The sequence below is a fragment of the Endozoicomonas sp. 2B-B genome, assembly GCF_053470045.1.
The window spans coordinates 1,935,659-1,958,127 of the sequence record NZ_JBLZMU010000001.1; the positions used below are offsets into that span (position 1 = coordinate 1,935,659).

Sequence of the window (22,469 nt, forward strand, 5' to 3'; positions counted from 1 at the left end):
TCTATTCGCTTCGTCCGGAGCTTGTCGAAATGTGGAGCCATCATTCTTCGACAAGCTCAGGACGGAGTCTCGGTGCCTGGTCAGGTACTAATAGGTCAGGAAGTCTTTTTCTTGAATTCACACAAATCTTCAATAATGCAGCTGCCGCACTGAGGTTTTCTGGCCTTGCAGACGTAGCGACCATGAAGAATGAGCCAGTGGTGAGCGTCCAGAAGAAATTCTTTGGGAACCAGTCTGACCAGTTTTTTTTCCACTTCCAGAACATTCTTGCCCGGAGCGATTCCGGTCCGGTTGGAAACTCTGAATATATGAGTGTCTACAGCCATAGCAGGTTGCTTGAAAGCGGTATTCAGCACAACGTTTGCAGTTTTTCTGCCCACACCGGGTAATGCTTCGAGGGCTTCGCGGGTATCAGGGACTTGGCCGCCGTGGTGTTCGAGCAACATTCCACAGGTCTTTATGACATTTTCGGCTTTGGCATTGAACAGGCCAATGGTTTTGATGAACTCCTTCAGACCTTCAAGACCCAGATCCAAAATGGCCCGGGGTGTATTGGCCACCGGGAATAATTTATCTGTCGCTTTGTTAACGCCAACATCCGTTGCCTGAGCTGAAAGAATCACGGCGATCAAAAGCTCAAAGGATGAGGAGTAATTGAGTTCTGTCGTCGGGTTAGGGTTCTGGTCCCGTAACCGGGTAAAAATTCGGGTCCTTTTTTCCTTATTCATTAGATATTCCCAGTTACTCGAACACGTTTACTGCCCACTTCTGATAACGGTTCCTGAGCCTTTCTGGTTGCTTCCAGCTTTTTGTCGATGACATTCTTGATGGCGATAAGAAAGCCCATGAATACGAAGGCTCCGGGAGGAAGAATGGCGAACAGAAACTGTTTGTAGTCCTGAAAAACGACAATTGTCCAGTTTTGTGCGACAGGGCCCAGCAGCAGGTCCATACTTGAGAATAGTGTTCCCTGACCGATCAGTTCCCGAAGCGCTCCCAGCAGAACCAGAATGGCAGCAAAGCCTGCTCCCATCATAAACCCATCAAAAGCGGCAGGAATCACGGGTTGCCTGGAGGCATAGGCATCTGCACGGCCCAAAATAATGCAGTTGGTGACAATCAGGGGAATGAAGATACCCAGAATCCTGTACAGTTCATAAGTGTAGGCCTGCATCAAAAGCTCTATGCAGGTGGTAAAGGAGGCGATGACCATAACAAAAACGGGGAGGCGAATCGCGTCAGTCACCTGATGTCGAATCAGGGAAACAACGATGTTTGAGCCCATGACAACCAGCATGGTCGCAACGCCCAGTCCCAGAGCGTTAACTACAGTGTTGGATACACCCAGCAGGGGGCAAAGACCCAGCAGTTGGACCAGGGCCGGGTTATTTTTCCAGAGTCCGTCCCAGGCAATCTTGGCGGCAGATTGATCGGCAAATAATGATTTTTTCTGCAGCGCTGAATCAGTAGCAACGTCATTGGTCATTTTTCTGCACCTCTTTCTTCGCGCAAGGCTGTCTCTCCTTTCAAGTCAGTCTCTTCGCTTAGAGCAGTTTCTCCGTTCATGGCTGCCTCGCCCTCTTTAAAGAGTGCTTGCCTGTGAGCGTCAAAATAGTTCAGGGTTCGATAAACGGAACCGACAACAGCCCTGGGGGTTATAGTAGCTCCGGTGAACTGGTCAAACTGGCCGCCATCTTTCTTGACACCCCAATCTTCAGGGGCAGGGTCCAGCAGCGATTTACCCTGGAACTGCAAAATCCAGTCAGAGACTTTTGTGTCTATTTTATCACCGAGTCCGGGTGTTTCCTTATGTTGGGTAGCTCTGACACCAGCCAGGGTTCCGTCGGCATAAATACCCACCAGCAGATCGATTTTTCCGGCATAGCCGTCGGGGGCTACGGCGGGGAGAATAACTGCCACAGGCTTGTCATTCTTGAAAGCTACGTAGCCATACTTTTCGCTAGAGGTTGCCAGTAAATCATTGGCCGGAATGGTAATTCGGGCATCCAGAATGTTGTTGTCGTGTGTGTTATCCGGAAGAATTTCTTTCAGCGCCCTGGCTTCAAAGGCACGAACCTGAGCATGAATCTTCTTTTCTGTCAAAACAAAAGTCAGAGCGATAAGGCCCACAGTGAGAATGGCAAACAAACCCAGTGTCAGACTATTACGGACGATGCTGCTGGCCAGACCGACAAAAGGTGTCGTTTGTTCGGCAGACGACTCTGGTTCATTTTGACTTTCTTTCTCTATGGGCATTCGTAAGTCACTCATTTCGCATTCATTCACTCAGGGCTGTTTTGGCAAACCCTTGTTGGGCTTCTTATGACCATAGGTTCTGGGCTGGGTGTAATAATCAATCATGGGTGCAGCCATATTCATTAACAGTGTGGCGAAGGCGACACCGTCAGGATACCCGCCCCAGACTCGGATAACGTAAACAAGAATTCCTATGCCAGCGCCAAAGATCAGCCTGCCCTTGTTACTGGTAGCACTGCTGACGGGATCGGTAATGATGAAAAAGGCGCCGAGCATAGTGGCACCACTGAATAAATGGAACAGTGGTGAGCCGTGGCTGCCAGATCCGGTGCCACCCCAGAACAGGGTAGACATCACCAGCAGGGCTGCCAGCATTCCCACTGGTGCGTGCCAGGTGAAAACTTTTTTGTAGAGCAGGAAAAGTCCACCCAACAGATAAGCAAGGTTGATCCAGAGCCAACCTCTGCCAGCAAAATATTGCAAGGCTGTATTCTCTGACCAGAGTTCTTTCATGGTCAGAGATGTATTCTCCCGAACAATATCCAGCGGCGTTGCCATGCTGATGGCATCAACATTAACGGGTTGGCCGAACAATGGAAAAATGGTGAAAAGCGCATCGCTGAAACTTTTCACTGCAGCCTGACCCTCTGCGCCTGTTGCTGAACCCAGTGGAGGTAACCACTGTGTCATTTCCTGAGGGAAAGAGATCAGTAGCAGCACATAGCCTAACATGGCCGGGTTAAATGGATTGTTGCCCAACCCCCCATAGAGCTGCTTGCCAATGATAATAGCGAAGGAGGTCCCTATCAGGGTTAGCCACCATGGAGACAGAGGTGGAAGTGCCAGGGCCAGCAGCACGGCAGTGACAATCGCAGAACCATCAGAGAGATAAAAGCCGATAGGGCGTTGTCGTATTTTCAGCACCAAGGCTTCCGAGCCCAGTGCAATGAATACGCACCAGACGAGATTGATCAGCGTTCCCCAGCCAAAAAAGACTGTCTGCATGGCCAGACCCGGCATTGCTGCCAGTAGGACCCATTTCATTACCTGCTGCGTGCTGTTCGGGCTGCGAGCATGGGGGGATGTCTGCCTTACCAGGGTCATCGTAAATTCCGACTGTTTATTAAATGAGATTTAACCTGCTGCGGTCAGAGCATTTTCAGCTTCAGCTGCTTTGGCTTGTGCTTCCATCAGCGCAGCTTCCAGGGCATGAGTATCGCCTTCGGCGTTATCCAGTGCCCTTTGGGCTTTCTTGAGAGCGGCTCTGGCCATGGCGTTCTCAATTTTCAATTTCTTAAGGTCGTCGCTGGCTTCTACTTTTGCCGGGGATGATGGTCTGGTCGTCTCCGGTTCGCTATCAGCAACGGATGCTTTTCCAGATTCCAGCTGTTCAAGCTTTTGCCGACATTCGTCTATTTTTTCCTGAAGGGGTACTGTGTCAATGGAGCCCGATTCCCGGGCTTTAGCCATTTCGCGCTCAGCCTTCTTCAAAGCTGCTTTGGCCATTGCACGCTCAACTTTCAGTTTTTTGTCATCCGCTGCGGGTTTTGCAGGCTTTTCTATATCGGCGTTAGCACATTCTTTGGCCAGACGCTCTGCTTTCTGGCGGCACTCTTCTACAGTGTCCTTGAGGGCTTCTGTTTCAGAGCTACCTTCTTCGAGTGCTGAGGCCAAAGCTCTTTCTGCTTTTTTCAAGGCCGCTTTAGCCATAGCGGATTCTATTTTCAGCTTTTTGGCGGCTTCTTCATCAAGGGCTTTTTCAGTTTTCGGCGGCTGTTTTATAGCTGAAGACTGTCTTATAGCTGAAGGCTGTTTTATAGCTGAAGGCTCTGAAACGGCTGCAGCATCAAAATCTTTCTGCAGTTTTGCCACCTGGTTCTCCAGCATACTGACGTCAGCACTTAGCTTGTCAACGTCGCCTTCTGCTTTCTCTTGAGCCTGAATCAGAGCTCTGCGGGTTTTCTTCAGCTGGGCGTTGGCCAGAGACAATTGGATCCTGAGCTCTTTCTGATCTCCTGACAGTGTCGCTTTTGCCGGCTTGCTGGTAGCTGTGCCAGTGGCTGCTTTTTTGGCTTTGGCCCTTTCAATGGCGGCCTGGACAGGGTCCGGGGCTGCTGATGAAACTTTATTGCCTGAAGCCGCCTTCTCAGCTTTTAACCTGGCAGCGCGTTCAGCATTAGCCTTACGCCTGGCTTCTTTTTCAGCCTGCTCTTTTTCCAGACGGGCCTGGCGATTTTCGTAGCGAACTTTAGAGCGCTCTGCTTTGGCATGTCTGGCTTCCTGAGCCCGAATTTCACCTTTTGAGGCGCGGTAATATTGAACCAGTGGAATACTGCTCGGGCAAACATAGGAGCAGGCACCGCATTCGATACAGTCAAACAGGTTATGATGCTTCAGCTGCTCATGATTTTCTGATTTCGCATGCCAGTAAAGCTGTTGAGGCAGCAAAGAGGAAGGACAGGCTTCTGCGCACATACCACAGCGAATACAGGCCTGAGCGGGCATAGCCGGAGGGAATTCTTCCCGGGTTCCGGCAATCAGGCAGTTGCTGGTTTTGGTGACAGGGACATCCTGCTCATTGAGCGTGAAACCCATCATGGGGCCACCCATAATCAATGTTTCCAGCTCCTGATCATTGATGCCTGCACAGGAGAGAAGATGTCTGGCAGGTGTGCCCAGAAGAACTTCGAGATTACCCGGGCTTGAGAGGGCTTTGCCGGTCATGGTGGTGATTCTGGAAATCAGGGGCTTTCCATGCTGGACAGCCTCGTAGACAGCCACCGTCGTGCCGATATTCTGAACAGCAATACCCAAATCAGAAGGCAGTTTCCCGGAGGGTATCTCAAGACCTGTCAGTATTTGAATCAGCTGCTTTTCACCACCGGAAGGGTATTTGGTTGGGAAGACGACCACTTTCATCCTGTGACCGTTGTCGCACAGAGCAACGGCTTTTTTAACAGCTTCAATCGCTTCTGGCTTGTTGTCTTCAATGCCGATCAGGCAGCGTTCGGCATTGAGAAGGTGTTGCAAAATCTCTGCGCCGGCAATAATGCTGTCGGCACGTTCTCTCATCAGCATGTCATCAGCCGTGATATACGGCTCACATTCCGAGCCATTCAGGATCAGGGTGTGTACCGGGCTCTTTGGCGATAGCTTGACTGCGGTTGGGAAGCCTGCTCCGCCCATACCCGCAATACCAGACTGGCGGATAAGTTCAACCAGGGTGGCTGGCTCAACAGAAGTATAATCGTTGACGGGCTTTAGCTCACACCATTGATCTTTTCCATCCGGAACCAATGTAATGCACTCGTCGTGCATCCCGGAGGGATGGGGAATAGCTTGCGAACTTATTGCAGTTACAGTGCCTGAGGTAGGTGCGTGAACGGGCACACTGACAAAGCCGGTCGCTTTGGCAATCATCTGTCCCTTCAATACGATGTCGCCAACAGAAACAATGGGTTGGGCAGGAGATCCCGCGTGCTGTGACAATGGCAGAATCAACTTCTCCGGCATGGGAGTCGGCCTGATTGGCGTGCGGTTGGACTGGTGCTTGTTTTCTTCAGGATGAACACCACCCGTCAGAGGCCAAACTTTGCCTCTGGACAAGTGCCCGGATTCAGTAATGTCCCTGAGAGGCAAATTCATAGGGCTTGACCTCTCATGTCAGTGGCTATCAGGTCGGGTTCTGCTCTGGAGGGCAGGTTCCAGCTCCAGGTACGGGTGGTTGTTTCGATGGTTACCATGTCTATGCAATCAACAGGACAGGGTTCAACACAGAGATCACAGCCGGTGCATTCATCTTTCATAACCGTATGCATCTGCTTGGCAGCGCCGAGAATGGCATCAACCGGGCAAGCCTGTAGACATTTGGTGCAACCGATACACTCATCTTCCCGGATATAAGCGACCATGGGTGGTTTTTCGGCGCCGTGCTCTTCGTCCAGTGGCTCTGGCTCTACATCCAGAAGGTCAGCCAGTGCATTGATAGTGGACTGACCACCGGGAGGGCAACGATTAATGGATTCACCGCTGACAATTGCTTCTGCATAGGGACGACAGCCCGGAAAACCACATTGACCGCACTGGGTCTGGGGCAGTAGTTCATTCACCTGGTCGATAATAGGGTTGCCTTCCACCTTGAAGCGAACGCTGGCAAAACCCAGTATGGCGCCAAAAACGAGCGCCAGGGCAAGAAGGGCGATAATGGCGAAAATGACGATTTCCATAAACCTTGACAGCTCTCCCTTACAGTTTGATCAGGCCGGTGAAACCCATAAAGGCCAGTGACATCAGGCCAGCACTGATCATTCCGATGGCCGCTCCCCTGAAAGGAGTTGGGACATCGGCAGCAGCAATTCGTTCACGCATGGCAGAGAACAAAACCAGCACCAGCGAGAAACCGGCAGCAGCGCCGAAGCCGTAGGTCGCAGAATCAACCAGTGAGCTGTTTAATCGATTGCTGTTCAGCAGAGCCACACCCAAAACAGCACAGTTACTGGTGATCAGAGGCAGGAATACGCCAAGGACACGGTGCAGCAGGGGGCTGACTTTTCTGACCACCATCTCGGTAAACTGAACCACTACTGCGATGACAAGGATGAAGGCAATGGTTTTGAGAAATTCCAGACCCAGGGGAATCAGTAGGTACCGATAAGTGAGATAGCTGCAGATAGAGGCCAGAGTGAGAACAAACGTGGTGGCCAGAGACATACCCATGGCTGACTCCAGCTTGTTGGAGACACCCATAAACGGACAGAGGCCCAGAAACTGAACCAGTACAAAGTTGTTGACCAGGATGGCACTGATCATAATCAGTACCAGTTCGCTCATCTGTTCCATTTTGACTCTACCGAGAGTGTTCTGGGGGCAGGCTGACCATGGAGTGCCTTATCCAGGTGTCAGCATCGTCAATACCCGAATGCGGCCGCTCATTATATATGTCCAAAAAATGCAGTTAAATGCACTTTAAGATCTAAAAGAAATAAATATAAAACGGTTCACACCACCGCCTGACCACATTTCATGTTGAAAACTGCGGGATTATAGCGGGATTGGAACATTGATGCATCGTGGAAATTTCCCAAGTCACCCAGTTCGAGAGACTGTTTGGAAAGTAAGTGGATTGGTTGAAAATCCAGAAATAATGGCCTAGCTTTCCGGTCAATTCGATAAAACAGTTCACTTTTTAGCGCAAGTTGACTGAAAAACGTTGAGTGTAAAGTTTGACTTGCGCAACTGAATTTTATGCTCAAGCGTAATTCCCGTTCGACTCTTGGAAACTATGAGAGGTCTAAGGGGGCCTGCGCTTGCCAATCCTTCCTCTTCTGACGAAGGCATAGAGTTCAGATTAGCGTTTTTAGGATGTGCGTTTGTATTAGCAAGCGCTCTGCCATTGATTGCCTGGGATAACTGTTAACTTCAAATCCGTTAATAAAGGTGCTGATCATGCTGGAGTGGGGTTTAATTCAAAAGTCATTTATTAAGGCTATGCTATTTCGCGCTCTGATAATCTTTGCCTCTGCCCAATCAGAGGCTAGCGAAGAGAAAGGAGTTATTATCGGTATTGATCTGGGGACCACCTACTCCTGTGTGGGTATTCGTCGCAATGGGCGAACGGAAATCATCGCCAATGATCAGGGAAATAGAATAACGCCATCGTTTATCGCATGGACGCCGGAAAATGAGCGTCTTGTTGGAGACGCTGCGAAGAACCAGGCTTCCAGAAATCCGGAGCTTACGGTGTTTGATGTCAAGCGCATTATTGGTCGAAGTTATGATGACCCGCAATTGCAGGCGGATATCAAGCACTTCCCTTTCAGTGTCATCAATGTCAATGGTCAGCCCAAGGTGGAAATGACAACCCAGCGGGAACATTTTTCATTTACTCCGGAAGAGTTAAGCGCAATGGTGCTGAGCAAAATGAAGGTAACTGCTGAAGAGTATCTTGGGCATAAAGTTACCCGTGCGATTGTTACTGTACCTGCCTATTTCAATGACGCCCAGCGCCAGGCTACCAAGGATGCTGGCACAATAGCAGGGTTGACTGTGGAGCGAATCATCAATGAACCGACGGCAGCGGCACTGGCTTATGGTTTGGATGCAAGGCTCAAGGGTGAAGAAAACATACTGGTATTTGACCTTGGTGGTGGCACTTTTGATGTATCAATACTGACGATTGATGGCGGTGTGTTTGAGGTACTGGCTACTGCTGGCGACACCCACCTTGGGGGGGAGGACTTTGACCAGCGACTGGTTAATCACTTCAGTAAAATTGCCAAACGTAAATACGGTCTTGATCTGACCCATAACAAACGCGCTCAGCAAAAATTACGCCGTGAGGTGGAGAAGGCCAAGCGCACTTTGTCAGCGTCCCATCAGGCCCGGATTGAAGTTGAGTCACTGGCAGATGAAAAGGACTTCAGCGAGCCACTGTCCAGAGCGAAATTTGAAGAGATCAATATTGACCTGTTCCGAAAAACACTGACTTCCGTGAAGAAGGCTCTGGAAGACGCCGGACTTGAACGCGGGGATATCCACGAGATTATTCTGGTTGGTGGCTCCACCCGAATCCCTAAAGTTCGGGAGCTGCTAAGCAATTTCTTTGAAGGTAAAGTTTTAAATCATAGTATCAATCCGGATGAGGCCGTCGCCTATGGTGCTGCTGTTCAGGGAGCGGTGCTCAGTGGGGATAAGTCAACCAGCGACATACTTCTGCTTGATGTCATCCCACTTTCCCTGGGGATTGAGACAGTAGGCGGGGTTTTCGCAAAAATACTGACCCGCAATACGGTAATCCCCACCAAGAAACACCAGATATTCAGCACTGCCAGCGATAGCCAGACCACAGTGACTATCCAGGTCTACGAGGGGGAGCGTCCTATGACGAAGGACAATCACCTGTTGGGTAAGTTTGATCTTACCGGTATTCCACCTGCTCCCAGGGGCACTCCTCAAATAGATGTGACTTTCTCTGTGGACGAGAACAGCATATTGACGGTGAAGGCCGAGGAAAAATCCAGTGGCAGTAACAATATCGTTATTAACAAAGATACTGGCCGACTGAGCGAAGAGGAAATTGAAAAAATGGTTCAGGATGCCGAGAAATTCGCGGAGCAGGATCAGCAGACACAAAAAAGAGCTGAGGCCCGTAACAAGTTGGAATCAATTGTTTATTCGCAACGCGCCCAATTGACGGATGACAGTAACGGCTGGGTAAGTAAACTCTCTGATGAAGACAAGAGCCTTCTTGATAATAACGTTCAGGATGCCATTGCCTGGCTTGATGACAATGCGGAAGCCACTGCAGAACAGTTAGAGGAAAAATATCAGGAACTCAGCGACGCCTTTCAGTCTATAGCTGCCCGGGCCACTGATACATCCAAGGATAAAGACGAGTTGTAAGTCACTAACCAGATAATTAGCAAATCCGGCGTAAATCACCGCCAATTGAGGCTGTTGCAAAACTCTGGTTCCCATGCTTTCAGGCCCTTTGGGTCCTGGCGTGGGAACGAGTTGTTGGAGTTTTGCCATGGTCTCTGATTTCGAAGGGAGATTTCTGAGTGTTAATTTTCCCATAAAGGGTGTTTGCCCATGATTTGCAAAAACAGCCCGGATTCAAGAAAGCGCTTCAGCCATTGATGCACTCTCTGGTAAGGCGTTGAATAGAACCAGTCTCTGTCTACATGGGCAAACTGTCGTATAAAAGGAGCAATTGCCATATCCGCCAGGGTGACTTTATCGGACATTAATCCGTTCTGACTGCTGAGTTTGTTGTCCAGAAGCGCTATAAACTCTTCACCCTGAGTACGGTAAAACTCCATGGGATGCTCAGGGTGTCGATCGGCATACTTATAGCGATCCAGTCGTGGCTTAAACTCGACATCACTTTTGCGGATCAGTGCCATGATTTCAGCTCTGTCATCAGGATTCTCAGGTAACCAGTTTTCAGGATCATTGACAGCCAGTGCCCAGAGCATGATATCAAGACTTTCATCAATGACTCTGCCTCCAGGAAGTACCAAAACAGGAACAGTGCCTTTTGGTGAGACACTAAGCATCGCCTGAGGTTTGTTTTTCAGTAATATCTCTCTGTGCTCAAGGGTAATACCTGCGTAAGTCAGAGCCAGTCTGGCACGCATGGCGTAAGGGCATCGACGAAAAGAATAAAGAATGGGTGTATTGCTATGGTTCACGGAGGTTCCCGGGCAGGTTAAGTCATCTGAAACTATTCTTCAGGCGGCGGACAAGGCACAAAAATAATACAGTAGTTCTTGCCAGGAATTGAAACTCTTTTACAAGTTTTGATCTCACATAACATTTTTCAGGCATTGATATTCGCTGCAGGGCATCCAGGTAGGCCTGTAGATAATAAAAACTCATTGATGTCCAAACCAAAAGGTATTTCTGCAAGAGGTGAGTCTGAAGGTAGAGTATCGCTCAATTCTGATTGGTTACGAACTCATGCCAGGTACGATTTAAGTTCGATTGGTATTAACAGGAATTCCTCCCATGACAAAACCATTGGTAGTGATTACAGGTGCCAGTTCCGGTATTGGTGAAGCCATCGCCCGTCAGTTCAGTGCCCAGGGCCATGCACTGTTACTGCTGGCAAGAAGAATTGAAAAGCTGGATGCTCTGGGCCTGCCCAACACGCTGTGCAGAAAAGTCGATGTGACTGATCGCGAAGCTTTTTATGCCGCAGTGGATGAAGCGGAATCTGTTTACGGTGAGACTGATTGTCTGGTCAATAATGCAGGTGTGATGTTGCTGGGTAATGCGAATGAACAAGATCCAGCCGAGTGGGATCAAATGATCCGCGTTAACGTGAACGGTGTTCTTAATGGTATTGGAGCTGTTATTGGCAAAATGAAAAAGCGCAAGGGTGGCACTATTATTAACCTGAGTTCCATTGCTGGTATCAAAGGCTTTCCTAATCATATGGCCTACTGTGGCACCAAATTTGCGGTTCATGGCTTGTCAGAAACCCTGCGTGAAGAAGTTGCAGACGACAATGTAAGGGTGATTACCCTTGCTCCCGGTGCAGTAGAGACCGAGCTGCTGAGTCACACCACGTCCAGTGATATCAGGGAAGGTTATGAAAGCTGGAAAGACAGCATGGGTGGCGTTATTCATCCAGAAGACATCGCCAGCTGCGTGAACTTTGTTTACAGCCAGCCTCAAAATGTTTGTGTGCGTGAAATTGTGGTTTCTGCTACACGTCAGCAGCCTTAAGACTCAGAGGATCGGTTTATTGATCTGCTCTCGCAACAAAATGCCATTATCAGGGTGATTATCTTGAAGCACTCCCTCGGGATGGCTCCTGCAGGCGCCACCCTGTATATAAAGCAAACCAGAACAAACTGTCCAGATGGGGCAGTGGCAGGGTGCCGGAGTCAGTACCCAGATTTGGTCCTTTGGCTCTGGATGAACGAAGAAACCCCTGATCGGTAAAGTTCTCTTCGTCTGGGTTCAAATGTTCACGGTTAAAGCTTTGATCCGGATGATCCGGGTATAGCTCAACAGGAAAACGACCTGATTTGATATCCTGTACATAGCGGAGTTTCGGGTCACACCAGTAACCACACTCATGTGCAGCCCGACGCAGCGATTCTGCCGGGAATTCTTGAGATATCCTTGCTTTCATAGCCTCCGTGCACATCTTATAGGCACTACCAAACAGATCAGCGGCAATCGTCACCAGCTCTTCCTGCAATTGCTTCATCTGCACGCTGTCTTCGTAATCCAGATTGTCGGTGTCATGGCGCACTCTCAACCAGTTGATCACCAGCCCGTAAAACGCTTTTCCAAGCTCAGTAATCCGCAATTCGCCCTGTCTCTCACAATCAGTTACACAATAAATTTTGCTCATACCAAAGCTGGAGAAGGTTTGCTCTGCAAATGAGCGGATATCAGCCCAGTCTCTCATCCCCACTGGGGCTGGTGCTATGTTTGGGTAATCTTGGGCATTCCACTCTCCCAGTGTGCCTGGAAGACACTGGTTTCCAAAAAAGGGTGTGGGGACCCAGCATCTTTCATCAGCAGCATTATGAAATGAGCTTAATGTATCCGGTGCCTGAAAATTGTGTTGCCAGAGACGACCCGCGTCTCTGGCAAACAGCCTGAGACCATCAAAGGATGCCTGCACTGAGAGGCCGTCCACTCTTCCAGCTTCATAAGGATAGTGGTGATACAGTTGGGTATTTTTTTCATCATCAAAGACTTGCAGCAGTGCCGATCCATCGGGCTCCAGGGCAATGATTGCCAGGGTTTCTTCACGTAATCCCCAAGCATTGAACTTATTCAGGGCATCGGACAGACGATAAATGCCTCTTGGTTTCAGCAGTGCGCTTTCGAGGCCAAGCTTATCCTTATGGGTTCGAAAAAAATCCAGTTGCGGCTGCTCGCGGACAAAATCATGCCAGCCTTCTGTGGCGCCAGGTTGTTGTTTCAGGAACTTGAAACGGCGATACCCCTGAGGTACCTCTGCAGAAGGAAAAGCCAGACTGCGACCGTAAGTTTCAATATTCCCGCTGTTGATTAATAACTCTGCTTCCCAAAGCCCGGAAATTTCCGGAACAGACTCTTTCGGATGTTTTCTGCCAAATTCAGCAACCTCATGGCAGAAACGTTCGCTGTAAAACATGTCTGGATCAAGTGCACACCCACCACCCACACCAAGGCCAATCAGATGCCATGGATAGTAATAAGGTTTCCCGTCATAAGATACATCGTAGCGTCGTTCAATAAACAGTGAGTTGCGATCATCAGCTGTTGCCGACAGGTGCCCAAGGAGTTTTTTTTGCATGTCCCCAGTGGTAAACCGGAGCACCTGCGCAGAATATTCAACCGGCAATCCGATCCGGTGTATTAACTTTATCAGTTCCAGTGTTTGCTGCTCATCCCTTAAAGTGTCAGGGTGAAGTTCAAAATAGTTGATAACTGACTGAAGTAACTCTCTTGCATGGGGCCGGGGTTTGTCTATTAGCTGTTCGTACAATGAATACTCAGTAGAGCGTAAGCTGATTGCTCTATAAGTGGATGCTGGCAGGTATCTGTGAAGCAGAAGGAACTCAAAAAACCAGTTGACATTCAAAGGGAATTTTCCGTCTAAATGATCCTGCATACAATCAATGAGATGACCTGAATGGGTTAGCTTGATCAGAGCGCTGCGGCGGGCTCTGGCCAGCTGACGGTCTTCCGCTCCGGACATGGCCGCCGACGCTAATTGCGGGCATTGATGACGGTACAAAAGCAACAGCGGAGTTGCGCCCTTGTTGTCCCGTTGGTTGGCCAGAGTCTCTGCGGGCAGATATTGAAACAACTTGTCATAGCGGGGAGTATAAGTATTCAGACAGCGATAGCTGCGTATGCTGAGGCCAGATTTTAAGCTCGGAATGGCTGTCGCCATAAGGTGTAGAATGTTACTGCCGTTAGCAAACGTCTGGTTTAGAATTGCGGCTGATGAGCCCGACAGCAAGCGCTTAAACAGTTCCCACTGGCCTAATATAAAAGCACATGCCAGCATGCGCTCCCGCCCCCTCTCGTCCAGCTTTTCCAGTGCTTCCAGGATCAGTTTTTCATGCCTCTGGGCATTAACTTCCAGCAAACAAAGCTGGAAAATAAAAGCCTCTGAAGCCATTGCAGTGGTGATTGTCTGGCAGAAATCCTGCGACGTTTGAGGGTTGCCATGCCTGATGCCCGGTGAGTTGAAAATAGCTTTTATCAGGTACGGTGCCGAACCATCGGAAAGTCGAAGAAGTTGGTTGAGTTCCGCCAGAAAATGGCAATCTCTTGCCAGATAATTCACAAGCTCCCGGGCAGCCCAGCGAAGTTGTAACGGGCTCAGGTAGTGTTCCAATATTTCCATAAAGCCCGGATCAGCCCTAAACATCATTGTTTTGGCGTGCTCGCCAAGAATTCCCAGTACTGCTTCACGGTGTGTGTTATCAAAGAGTTGTTTTAATAATTGCGGCGGTATCCGTATTTCATTACCCACCGACTCATTCGGGAGTCCCAACCCCAAATCAGCCAGCGTCTGTAGAACGGAAATATTTTCAGGAAGGGTGGGTCGGCAAGCAAGGTTGAAGATCAGTTTTAGCAAGTGCGGCGAATAGAATTTTTCATCCTCTGTGGAATTGTTCTTACTCACCCTGTCAAGATCCTGTTGGGCATTTTCTACCAGCTCTCGCAAAAACCTGTTATCAAGTGGAATATCAATATTTCTTAATGCATTGTGAACATGGGTTACCCATTCATGACGCTGGCCAGAAGTAGAACTGATCTGTCGCAAGTGTATGGAGCGACCAGAAGAGGGCCCGTCAGCCCCGGCTGTTTTGTTGCTCAAACCTGTAGTGAAAACAGGGGGGGAAGTATTTGTCCCCGGAACGGTCCAGCTGGATAAGTTTGAGGTGGTGGTATCGGTCGTCCGTGGCAACATGATTCACTCCATCAATAAATTGATTTTTTTGTAACGTCTTGGTTTCTAGACCAGCAAAGGTTGATTTGGTTCAAAAAATAGAAAGTTCGATTGATATAAAAAGGCCATTAACAGGATGACTATCTTGAAACACTCTGCCGGGATGGCTCCTGCTGTTGCCAACCCGTATAAAGTGCAAACCAGAACAAACTGTCGAGATGGGGCATTGGCAGGGTGCCGCTGTTAATACCCAGATTTGGCCCTTTGGCTCCGGATGAGCGCCGAATTCCCAGATCGGTCAGGTTCTCTGTTTTTGGACCTAATAGGTCTGGGTTAAAGCTCTGATCCGGATGATCCGGATAAACCTCATCAGGAAAACGGCCTGATTTGATATCCTCTACATAGCGGAGTTTCGGGTCACACCAGTAACCACACTCAAGTGCAGCCCGGCTCAGCGACTCTGCCGGGAATTCCTGGCATATCCTTGCTTTCATGGCCTCCGTATCCATTTTGTACGCACTGGCAAACAGGTCAGCGGCAATGGTCACCAGCTCATCCTGCAACTGGTTCATTTGCACGGGGTTTTTGCAATCCAGACTGTCGGTGTCATGGCGCACCCTGAGCCAGTTAATCACCAGCCCGTAAAAGGCTTTCCCAAGCTCAGTGATCCGCAATTCGCCCTGTCTCTCACGATCGGTTATAAAGTAGAGCTTTGCCAAACCAAAGCTGTAGGAGGTTTGCTCAGCAAATGAGCGGATATCAGCCCAGTCCCTCATCCCCACCGGAGCAGGTGCTACGTTTGGGTAATGCTGGGCATTCCACTCTCCCATCGTGCCGGGAACACCCTGGGCTCCAAAAAAGGCTGTTGGTACCCAGCATCTGCCATCAGCAGAATTATGGAATGAAGTTAGTGTATCCGGTGCCTGAAAATTGTGATGCCAGAGACGCCCCGCGTCTCTGGCAAAGAGTCTGAGGCCATCAAAGGATGCCTGCATCGAGAGACCGGTCACGTCTCCGGTATCATAAGGATAGTGATGATACAGTTGGGTATTTTTTTCATCATCAAAGACTTGCAGCAGTGCCGAACCATCAGGCTCCAGGGCAATGCTAGCCAGGGTTTCTTCACGTAATCCACAGGCTTTGAACTTATTCAGGGCATCAAACAGACGATAGATGCCTCTTGGTTTCAGCAGAGCGCTTTCAAGGCCCAGCTTATCCTTATGGGTTCGAAAAAATTCCAGTTGTGACTGCTCGCGGACAAAATCATGCCAGTCTTCTGTGGAGCAATGTTGCTGTTTCAGGAACTTGAAACGGCGATACCCCTGAGGTACCTCCGTGGATGGAAAAGCCAGGCTGCGACCGTAAGTTATAATACTACTTCTGCAGTTGACTAACTCTGTTTCCCAAAGCCCGGGTATTCGCGGAACCGTCTCTTTTGGGTGTTTCCTGTCAAATTCAGCAACCGCATGGCGAAAAGCCTGACAATAATATCTGTCAGGATCAGGTGCACACCCGCCACCAATCCCAAGGCCAATCAGATGCCATGGATAGAAACGTGGCCTTAAATGGATTAAGTCGTAGTTTCGTTCAATAAAGAGTGAATCGCGATCATCAGGTGTTGCTGACAGGTGCTCAAGTAGTTTTTTTTGCATGCCCGCAGTGGCAGCCCGAAGCACCTGCGCAGAAAATTCAACCGGCAACTCGTTCTGATGCATTAACCTCATTAATTCCAGTGTCTGCTGCTCATCCCTTAAAACGTCCGGGTGATGCTGAAAATAATTGATAACAGGCTGTAGTAACCTGGTTGCACCGGGCAAGGGGTTGTGTAACAACTGTTCTTTGTATGAATACTCAGAAGAACTTAAGCGGACGGCCTTAAAAGTAGATGACGGCAGGGATTTAAAGAGTTGCAGGAACTCAAGAAACCAGTTGACATTCAACGGGAATTTTCCGTCTAAATGATACTGCATACAACCAATGAGATGAGCAGAAGCCGTTAGCTTGATCAGAGCGCTGCGCTGGGCTCTGGCCAGTTGACGGTCTTCCGCTTTGGATATGGGCGCTGATGCTAACTGCTCGCGGTGATGTCGGTATAAAAGCAACAGTGGAGTTGCGCCGCTGTTGTCCCGTTGATTGGCCAGAGTCTCGGCGGGCAGATATTGAAACAACTGGTCATAGCGGGGGGGATAAGCTTCCAGACAGCCATATCTGCATACCTCCTTGTAAGAGCCCACGCTCTGCAGTGCTGTCACCATAAGGTGAAGAATATTCCCGCCGTTATTAAACTCCCGAAGAAGAATTGTGAGAGAGGAGCCTGCCAGCAATCGCCTGAACAGTTCCCACTGGCCTAATATAAAGGTTGATACCAGAAGCTGTTCCCGCTCCTTATCATCCAGCTTTTTCAGTTCTTCCAGGATCAGTTTTTCATGCCTTTGTACATTCACTTCCAGCATAGAAAGCTGAGATATAAAATACTCTGAATTCAGTGCAGTGGTGATACTCTGGCAGAAATCCTCTGATGCTCCGGGGTTGCCATGCCTGATGCCCAGCGATTCGAAAATGGCTGTTATCAGATAGCTTGCTGAAAGATCGGAAAACTGTAGAGATGGATTAATTATTGTGACTATTGAGCAGAACATTCTCGGCGTAAGCATACGCTCTCTGGCAGCCTTCTCTATCTGCGTCCGGGTCAGGTATTTTTCCAATATTTCCATATAGCCCGAATCAGGCTTAAAAATTATATTTTTGGCATCTTCGGCAAGAATTTTCAGTACTGCATCATGGTCTGTGTTATTCAGGAGTTGTTCTAATAATCGGGGGGAGGTGTTTATTTTAAGAGACATCGAGATGCCTTCAAGACCCAACCCCAAATCCGCCAGCGTTTTCAGAACGGAAATATTTTCAGGAAATATAGGTTCCTTGGCAAGGCAGTTGATCAGTTCTTGTAATGACTGCGGATAGAGTTTTTCATCCTCCCCGGGATGAATCGGACTCATCGTTTCAAGATCATGATGGGCATCTTCTACCTTGTCTCGCAATAATTTATTACCTATTGGAATATCTATTTTGCCTATTGCATTCTGAACATGGGATATCCATTCACGATGCTGGTCAGCAGTAGAAGTGATTTGTCGCAGGTGTACAGGGCGACTTGAGGGTCCATTAGACCCGGCTGTTACGTTGCTCAAACCTGCAGAAACAGTGGCAGAAACATTTGTTTCCGGAACGGTCCAACCGGACAAGTTTGAGGCGATAGTGTTGGTCATCCGTGGCAACATGATTTACTCCATCAATAACTTGAATTTTTTGTAGCGTCTTTATTTTTAGACCAGCAAAGGTTGATTTGGTTCAAAAAATGGAATGTTCGATGGGTATAAAAAAGGCCATTAACAGGATGGTTATCTTGAAACACTCTGCCGGGATGGCTCCAGCTGTTGCCACCCCGTATAAAGTGCAAACCAGAACAAACTGTCGAGATGGGGCATTGGCAGGGTGCCAGTGTTAACACCCAGATTTGGTCCTTTGGCTCTGGATGAGCGCCGAATTCCCAGATCGGTCAGGTTCTTTGTGTCTGGATTTAATCGGCCAGGGTTAAAGCTCTGACGCGGATGATCCGGATAAACCTCATCAGGAAAACGGCCTGATTTGATATCCTTTACATAGCGAAGTTCCGGGTCACACCAGTAACCACACTCAAGTGCAGCCCGGCTCAGCGACTCTGTCGGGAATTTCTGGCATATCCTTGCTTTCATGGCCTGCGTGTCCATTTGGTAAGCACTACCAAACAGGTCAGCGGCAATGGTCACCAGCTCATCCTGCAACTGGTTCATCTGCTCCGTGTTTTTGTAATCGAGACTGTTGGTGTCATGGCGCACCCTGAGCCAGTTAATCACCAGTCCGTAAAAGACTTTCCCAAGCTCAGTGATCCGCAATTCGCCCATCCCCTCACGATCGGTTATAAGGTAGAGTTTTGGCAAACCAAAGCTGTAGGAGGTTTGCTCGGCAAATGAGCGGATATCAGCCCAGTCTCTCATCCCCACCGGGGCAGGTGCTACGTTTGGGTAGTGCTGGGCATTCCACTCTCCCATCGTGCCGGGAACACTCTGAGTTCCAAAAAAGGGTGTTGGTACCCAGCGTCTGCCATTAGCGGTATTATGGAATGAAGTTAGTGTATCCGGTGCCTGAAAATTGTGATGCCAGAGACGCCCCGCATCTCTGGCAAATAGTCTCAGGCCATCAAAGGATGCCTGCACCGAGAGGCCGGTCACGTCTCCGGTTTCATAAGGATAGTGGTGATACAGTTGGGTATTTTTTTCATCATCAAAGACCTGTAGCAGTGCTGAACCATCGGGCTCCAGGGCAATGCTTGCCAGGGTTTCTTCAGTTAATCTACAGGCTTTGAGCTTGTCCAGGGCATCGTTCAGACGATAAATGCCCCGTGGTTTAAGCAGGGCGCTTTCAAGGCCCAGCTTATCCTTATGGGTTCGAAAAAATTCCAGCTGTGGCTGCTCGCGGACAAAATCATGCCAGTCTTCTGTGGAGCAATGTTGCTGTTTCAGGAACTTGAAACGGCGATACCCCTCAGGTACCTCTTGTGATGGAAAAGCCAGGCTGCGACCGTAAGTTATAATACTCCCGCAGTTGACGTTGAGTAGCTCTGCTTCCCAAAGCCCGGGAATTCGTGGAACCGTCTCTTTTGGGTGTTCCCTGTCAAATTCAGCAACCGCATGGCGAAACCTCTGACAATAAAATCTGTCTGGATCAGGCGCACACCCGCCGCCAACCCCAAGGCCAATCAGATGCCATGGGTAGAAACGTCTCCTCTGGGCTACGTCGTAGTTTCGTTCAATAAAGAGTGAATTGCGATCATCAGGTGCTGCTGACAGGTGCTCAAGTAGTTTTTTTTGTATGTCCTCGCTGGCAGCCCGGAGCACCTGCGCAGAAAATTCAACCGGCAACCGGTTCTGATGTATTAACCTCATTAATTCCAGTGTCTGCTGCTCATCCCGCAAAACGTCAGGGTGAAGGTGAAAATAATTGATAACAGGCTGTAGTAACCTGGTTGCACCGGGCAAGGGTTTGTGTAACAAGTGTCCTTTGTATGAATAGTCAGAAGAACCTAAGCGATCGGCCTTAAAGGTAGATGACGGCAGGGATTTAAAGAGTTGCAGGAACTCAAAAAACCAGTTGACATTGAACGGGAATTTTCCGTCTAAATGATCCTGCATACAATCAATGAGGTGAGCAGAAGCGGTTATCTTGATCAGAGCGCTGCGCCGGGCTTTGGCCAGTTGACGGTCTTCCACTTTGGATATGGGCACTGATGCTAACTGCTCGCGGTGATGTCGGTATAAAAGCAACAGCGGAGTTGCGCCGCTGTTGTCCCGTTGATTGGCCAGAGTCTCGGCGGGCAGATATTGAAACAACTGGTCATAGCGGGGGGGATAAGCTTCCAGACAGGAATAGCTGCATATCCCATCGAAAGAGTTCACGCTCTGCAGTGCTGTCACCATAAGGTGAAGAATATTCCCGCCCTTATTAAACTCCCGATTAAGAATTGTCGGAGAAGAGTCGGCCAGCAACCGCCTGAACAGCTCCCACTGGCCTAATGTAAAGCTGGATACCAGAAGCTGTTCCCGCTCCGTATCATCCAGCTTTTTCAGTTCTTCCAGGATCAGTTTTTCATGCCTTTGTACATTCACTTCCAGCATAGAAAGCTGAGATACAAAGTACTCTGAATTCAGTGCAGTGGTGATACTCTGGCAGAAATCCTCTGATGCTTCGGGGTTGCCATGCCTGATGCTCAGCGATTCGAAAATAGCTGTTATCAGATAGCTTGCTGAAAGATCGGAAAACTGTAGAGATGGATTAATTTTTGTGACCATTTGGCAAAGTTTTGCCAGCGCAAGCATAAGTTCTCTGGCAGCCTCCTTTATTAGCGTCCGGGTCAGGTATTTTTCCAATATTTCCATATAGCCCGGATCAGCCATAAAGATTATTTTTCTGGCATGTTTGTCAAGAATTTTCAGCACTTCTTTATGGCGTGTGTTACTCAGTAACTGTTCTAATAACCGGGGGGGGATCTTTATTTCACAATTCATCGACATGCCTTCAAGTCCCAGCCCCAAATCAGCCAGCGTTTGAAGAACGGAAATATTTTCAGGATATATAGGCTCCTCGGCAAGGCAGCAGATCAGTTCCTGCAATGACTGCGAATAGAGTTTTTCATCCTTCCCGGGATGGATCGGACTCATCCTTTCAAGATCATGATTGGCATTTTCTACTTTTTCTCGCAAAAATTTATTATCAATTGGAATATCAATTCTACTTATTGCACTCTGAACATGGGATATCCATTCACTATGCTGGTCAGCAGTAGAAGTGATCTGTCGCAGGTGTACAGAGCGAGTTGAGGGTCCATCAGACCCGGCTGTAGTGTTGCTCAAATCTGGAGTGGAAGCAGGCGCGGAAACATTTGTTTCCGGAAGGGCCCAGCTGGACAAGTTTGAGGCGGTAGTATTGGCTATCCCTGTTAACATGATTTACTCCATCTATAGTCTGATTTTTTTTTAAATCTTTTAATTAATGGACCAGCAAAGTTTGATTTGGTTCAAAAAATGGAAAGTTATCTCCGGTTCGGGAGACTCCAGATCGTTAGACATACGGGTCTGAAGAAGCTTGAGCACTCCTGAGACCTGACTGGCTGAAAAAACCATGGATGTGTTAGTCTCTGCCTTTATTAACCTTTATCAGACAGACAGATTGTTAATGAGTGATTCTGTAGACCCCAATGAGCTGAACAAAGCCAAACTCAACCTGGAAACCGCAAAAATTGCCTGGGAAGATCTCCAGCGCTACTTTGCTTCCGGCCACCTGCTGGCGGTGGCTCCCGATTTGGATATTGTTGCCGTCGCTCACAGTATCTCCATTGATGATAAAGCGACGGTAGAAATCTGGTTGAATGACAGGAAACTGGGACCGGTCAGTGATGATCAGGCGAGGAACTGGCATGAACAAAAAGCGGATTTATGGGCGGTAGTTGTGCGCCCGTGGGTGCTTGTTCAGGATAGAAACTGAATTCTATGCTGAAGATTTCCAATGCCGTTACCATTCCTTCGGATGAAATTGAGTTTAATTTTATCCGTGCCCAGGGGGCTGGGGGACAGAACGTTAATAAAGTCTCTTCGGCGGTCCACTTAAGGTTTGATATCAGGGCTTCTTCCCTTCCGGACTTTTATAAAGAACAGCTGCTGGCTTTCAGTGATCAGAGGATTTCTTCTGAGGGCGTCATTGTTATCAAGGCGCAGTCCTTCAGAACTCAGGAGAAAAATCGTGAAGATGCTCTGAATCGGTTACTGGGCCTGATTCAAAAAGCGACAGCGGTGACTAAAAAAAGAAAGGCCACCAAACCCACCCGTTCTTCACAGAAAAAACGCATGGATCGAAAGCATCAGCGAGGCCAGACAAAAGCACTGAGAGGTCAGGTCAAGGGCTGGTGATCAAAACTCGGTTATTATTAGAAAAATTAATTAACAGTCCCACTGCCACGGACTATAAAGCTAACGGAAGTGAAAGAGTCAGGAGACTCCAGATACCGATACCGCCAACAGATGGATCTGTGCCCCCACCTTCGGGTGACGGGGCGCCGGACTAAACCGACAATCAGTGCCTCCAATGGTATACTGAACCCTCTACAGTCCTCCGAGGAGCTTTGTGGAGAAACAAAGAGATCTCCTCAGGCTGAATGAATTGAGACCTGATTTAAGTACCTAACTTATTTCATTGATTAATGCGGTTT

Annotated in this window: 15 protein-coding genes; 4 read left to right on the top strand and 11 right to left on the bottom strand. The window is 48.7% G+C overall.

All coding sequences use genetic code 11. The features are described 5' to 3' along the window. Nucleotides 1-95 precede the first annotated feature (95 nt). Genes nth through rsxA form a run of 7 tightly spaced genes read right to left on the bottom strand, consistent with a single transcriptional unit; the run spans nt 96 to nt 7,086 of the window. Nucleotides 96-728: an endonuclease III gene (gene nth / locus ACOMHB_RS07785; RefSeq protein ID WP_448216163.1), complete on the bottom strand. Its 633-nt coding sequence runs from the start codon at nt 726-728 to the stop codon at nt 96-98. Further along, nucleotides 728-1,486 carry an electron transport complex subunit E gene (locus tag ACOMHB_RS07790; RefSeq protein ID WP_448216164.1) on the bottom strand — a complete coding sequence of 253 codons (759 nt, stop codon included), beginning with the start codon at nt 1,484-1,486 and terminating at the stop codon, nt 728-730. The genes nth and ACOMHB_RS07790 overlap by 1 nt, the downstream gene beginning before the upstream one ends. After that, nucleotides 1,483-2,271: an electron transport complex subunit RsxG gene (gene rsxG, locus ACOMHB_RS07795; RefSeq protein WP_448216165.1), complete on the bottom strand. Its 789-nt coding sequence runs from the start codon at nt 2,269-2,271 to the stop codon at nt 1,483-1,485. The genes ACOMHB_RS07790 and rsxG overlap by 4 nt, the downstream gene beginning before the upstream one ends. A 15-nt stretch (nt 2,272-2,286) precedes the next feature. After that, nucleotides 2,287-3,360 carry an electron transport complex subunit RsxD gene (gene rsxD / locus ACOMHB_RS07800; protein WP_422132770.1) on the bottom strand — a complete coding sequence of 358 codons (1,074 nt, stop codon included), beginning with the start codon at nt 3,358-3,360 and terminating at the stop codon, nt 2,287-2,289. Between the two features lie 30 nt (nt 3,361-3,390). Further along, the gene (gene rsxC / locus ACOMHB_RS07805) at nt 3,391-5,901 is read right to left on the bottom strand and encodes an electron transport complex subunit RsxC (RefSeq protein ID WP_448216166.1); all 2,511 of its coding nucleotides are present in this window, start codon (nt 5,899-5,901) and stop codon (nt 3,391-3,393) included. Continuing rightward, complete coding sequence (gene rsxB, locus ACOMHB_RS07810) at nt 5,898-6,482, bottom strand: electron transport complex subunit RsxB (RefSeq protein WP_422137371.1); 585 nt, start codon at nt 6,480-6,482, stop codon at nt 5,898-5,900. The genes rsxC and rsxB overlap by 4 nt, the downstream gene beginning before the upstream one ends. A 19-nt stretch (nt 6,483-6,501) precedes the next feature. Then, on the bottom strand, nt 6,502-7,086 hold the full coding sequence (rsxA, locus tag ACOMHB_RS07815) for an electron transport complex subunit RsxA (RefSeq protein WP_448218615.1): 585 nt from the start codon (nt 7,084-7,086) through the stop codon (nt 6,502-6,504). A 615-nt stretch (nt 7,087-7,701) separates the two neighbouring features. On the opposite strand from rsxA, the gene dnaK reads away from it, so the two are divergent. Further along, nucleotides 7,702-9,657 carry a molecular chaperone DnaK gene (gene dnaK, locus ACOMHB_RS07820; protein WP_448216167.1) on the top strand — a complete coding sequence of 652 codons (1,956 nt, stop codon included), beginning with the start codon at nt 7,702-7,704 and terminating at the stop codon, nt 9,655-9,657. 161 nt (nt 9,658-9,818) lie between these two features. Here the strand turns inward: dnaK and ACOMHB_RS07825 are convergent, their stop codons facing one another. Beyond that, on the bottom strand, nt 9,819-10,448 hold the full coding sequence (locus ACOMHB_RS07825) for a glutathione S-transferase (protein ID WP_448216168.1): 630 nt from the start codon (nt 10,446-10,448) through the stop codon (nt 9,819-9,821). 316 nt (nt 10,449-10,764) lie between these two features. Between ACOMHB_RS07825 and ACOMHB_RS07830 the strand changes: the two genes are divergently transcribed. Then, nucleotides 10,765-11,487, top strand: coding sequence for an SDR family oxidoreductase (locus ACOMHB_RS07830; protein WP_448216169.1), 723 nt, complete (start codon nt 10,765-10,767; stop codon nt 11,485-11,487). Between the two features lie 58 nt (nt 11,488-11,545). Here the strand turns inward: ACOMHB_RS07830 and ACOMHB_RS07835 are convergent, their stop codons facing one another. The 3 genes from ACOMHB_RS07835 to ACOMHB_RS07845 all read right to left on the bottom strand — a co-directional run bounded on the left by ACOMHB_RS07835 (nt 11,546) and on the right by ACOMHB_RS07845 (nt 21,210). Beyond that, nucleotides 11,546-14,692 (bottom strand): hypothetical protein, encoded by a 3,147-nt coding sequence (locus tag ACOMHB_RS07835; protein WP_448216170.1) that lies wholly within the window; start codon nt 14,690-14,692, stop codon nt 11,546-11,548. A gap of 119 nt (nt 14,693-14,811) precedes the next feature. Beyond that, complete coding sequence (locus ACOMHB_RS07840; RefSeq protein ID WP_448216171.1) at nt 14,812-17,949, bottom strand: hypothetical protein; 3,138 nt, start codon at nt 17,947-17,949, stop codon at nt 14,812-14,814. Between the two features lie 120 nt (nt 17,950-18,069). Further along, complete coding sequence (locus ACOMHB_RS07845; protein ID WP_448216172.1) at nt 18,070-21,210, bottom strand: hypothetical protein; 3,141 nt, start codon at nt 21,208-21,210, stop codon at nt 18,070-18,072. A 175-nt stretch (nt 21,211-21,385) separates the two neighbouring features. Between ACOMHB_RS07845 and ACOMHB_RS07850 the strand changes: the two genes are divergently transcribed. Together ACOMHB_RS07850 and arfB are read left to right on the top strand one after the other, a co-directional pair. Then, a complete protein-coding gene (locus ACOMHB_RS07850; protein WP_422408815.1) occupies nt 21,386-21,748 on the top strand; it encodes a DUF2288 domain-containing protein in 363 nt (120 codons plus the stop codon). 5 nt (nt 21,749-21,753) lie between these two features. Further along, a complete protein-coding gene (gene arfB, locus ACOMHB_RS07855; protein ID WP_422132780.1) occupies nt 21,754-22,170 on the top strand; it encodes an alternative ribosome rescue aminoacyl-tRNA hydrolase ArfB in 417 nt (138 codons plus the stop codon). Nucleotides 22,171-22,469 lie beyond the last annotated feature (299 nt).